Raw genomic sequence first — 2,374 nt, 5'->3', positions numbered from 1 at the left:
TGTCAATCGGCGTCCAAACGGGACCCCCGATCGGCGCGCAAAAGGGACCCCCTTTCGAGTATGGCACGACGGTCGAGGAACGCTCCTTGCGCTGCGCGTGGCGTAGGGAGGGCGGAGCCCGACCGGAGACGCGCGCAGCGCAAAGCATCTTAATCCCCGTATGCGGCGGGGATCAGTTTCGGTTCTTGAAGCGCCAGCTGTCATTGCCGGTCTCGATTATGTCGCAATGATGGGTGACGCGATCGAGGAGAGCGGTGGTCATTTTGGGATCGCCGAACACGGTTGGCCATTCCCCGAACGCCAGATTGGTCGTGATGATGACGCTGGTCTGCTCGTAAAGTTTGCTGACCAGATGGAACAGCAACTGCCCGCCTGAGCGGGCGAACGGCAGATAGCCAAGCTCGTCCAGGACGACGAGATCGAGCCGGGCGAGCTGGGCGGCAAGCGCGCCGCTCTTGCCGATCCGGGCTTCTTCTTCGAGGCGGGTCACCAGATCCACGGTGTTGAAGTAACGCCCCCGCGCTCCGGCGCGGACCACATTGGCGGTGATGGCGATGGCCAGATGGGTCTTGCCGGTGCCTGTGCCGCCGACCAGGACGACATTGCGCCGTGCAGGCAGGAACGCGCCGCTGTGTAGCGAACGGACCAGCGCCTCGTTGATCGGCGTCCCTTCGAAGTGGAAGGCATCGAGGTCTTTCACCACCGGCAGCTTGGCGGCTGTCATCCGGTATCGGATCGAGGCTGCGTGGCGGTGGGTTGCCTCCGCGCGCAGCAGATCGGTCAGTATCTCCATCGTCGTGCGCTGCCGCTGAAGGCCGGTGGTAACGGCCTCATCGAACGCGCCAGCCATCCCCTTGAGTCCAAGCCCGCGCATCGCGTCGATCATGTCATGCCGCTGCATGGAAGTTCCTCAGTTGGTCGTAACGGGCACAGTCTGCGATCGGCGGATGCCGCAGGGCATTGTCCTCCGAAGTGACGATCGTCAGCGGTCGCGGCGGTTCGCGGCGCCGTGCCAGGATGTTGAGGATCAGATCATCGCTTGCCGTGCCGGTCGCTAGCGCCTCCCGCACGGCGGCCTCAACGAGTTCCAGACCGTCGGTCAGCACGGCCGCCAGCACGCGCACGAACCGCCGGTCAGCATCATCGCCGTTGCCCAGCTTGCGGCGTAACCGAGCCAGTGCTGGCGGCAGCTCCCAGTCCTGGAAGGGGGCGCCGTTGCGCAAAGCGCCGGGCTTGCGGGCCAGCACCGGCAGATAGTGCCAGGGATCATAGATCGTGCGGTTCCGCCCGAAGAAGCGGGGATGCTCGGCAACGACCTCATCATCGCATCGCACGACAATGCGGTCGGCATAGGCCCGGACCTGCACCGTGCGCCGCGCGACCGTCGAGAGGACCGAGTATCGGTTGCGATCGAAGCTGATCAGGCAGGTGCCCGACACGCCGTGCTCGCTCTCGTTGAAGCCGTCGAATGGCCCCAGCATCGGTTGCAATGCAGGGCGTTCCATCTCCAGCATCTGCGCCACGGTCTGTTCGCCCTGCTCAGGATGCGCCTGCCGTTCGGCCCAGCGCCGGCACTCAGCTTCCAGCCAGCCATTGAGCTCCTCAAGGCTGGCGAACCGCAAACGGGGCTGGAAGAAGCGCCCTCGGATCGTCTGCACCTGGTTCTCGACCTGGCCCTTCTCCCAGCCCGCCGCCGGCGAGCAGGCCGTGGGCTCGACCATATAATGGTCGGCCATGATCAGGAACCGCCGGTTGAACACCCGCTCCTTGCCGGTGAACACGCTCGTCACCGCCGTCTTCATATTATCGTAGATGCCGCGCTTGGGCACGCCACCGAAAAAGGCAAAGCCGCGCGCATGCGCGTCAAACAGCATCTCCTGGCTCTCGCGGGGATAGGCCCGGACATACACCGCCCGCGATGCGCACAGCCGCATGTGCGCGACCTTCACCCGCATCGGCTTGCCGTCGATCTCGACATCTTCATGGCTCCAATCGAACTGGTAGGCCTCGCCTGGCTGGAACAGCATCGGAATAAAGGCTGTCGTCCCGTCGCCGGCATCCCTGCGCCGCTGGACCTTCCACCGCGCCGCATAGCGGCGCACAGCATCGTAGGAGCCCTCGAAACCCTCACGCACCAGAAGGTCGTGGATCCGGGTCATCCGAAGCCGGTCACGCCGACCCCGTAACTCGTTCTCTTCCAGCAATACATCCAGACGATCCTGAAACGGACCGATCCGCGGCAGCGGCTGAACCTTGCGTCGATAATCAAATGCGCCTTCCGGCGCCCGGATCGCCTTGCGGATCACCTTCCGCGACACATGCAGATCACGCGCGATCGCCTTGATCGCCTTCCCGCCGGCGTACTCACGCCGGA

The 2,374-nt window shown here is 64.6% G+C and carries 2 protein-coding genes; both read right to left on the bottom strand.

Annotated elements, in window-relative coordinates:
* Nucleotides 1-172 precede the first annotated feature (172 nt).
* The gene (gene istB / locus ACFQ24_RS04050) at nucleotides 173-901 is read right to left on the bottom strand and encodes an IS21-like element helper ATPase IstB (protein ID WP_380909175.1); all 729 of its coding nucleotides are present in this window, start codon (nucleotides 899-901) and stop codon (nucleotides 173-175) included.
* Nucleotides 888-2,374: IS21 family transposase (gene istA, locus ACFQ24_RS04045; protein ID WP_380909173.1), on the bottom strand; the 1,487-nt coding region annotated here is incomplete at its 5' end. The genes istB and istA, both read right to left, overlap by 14 nt.

Source organism: Sphingobium olei (assembly GCF_042678845.1).
Taxonomy (GTDB): domain Bacteria; phylum Pseudomonadota; class Alphaproteobacteria; order Sphingomonadales; family Sphingomonadaceae; genus Sphingobium; species Sphingobium olei.
This window is presented reverse-complemented; position numbering and strand designations above follow the sequence as displayed.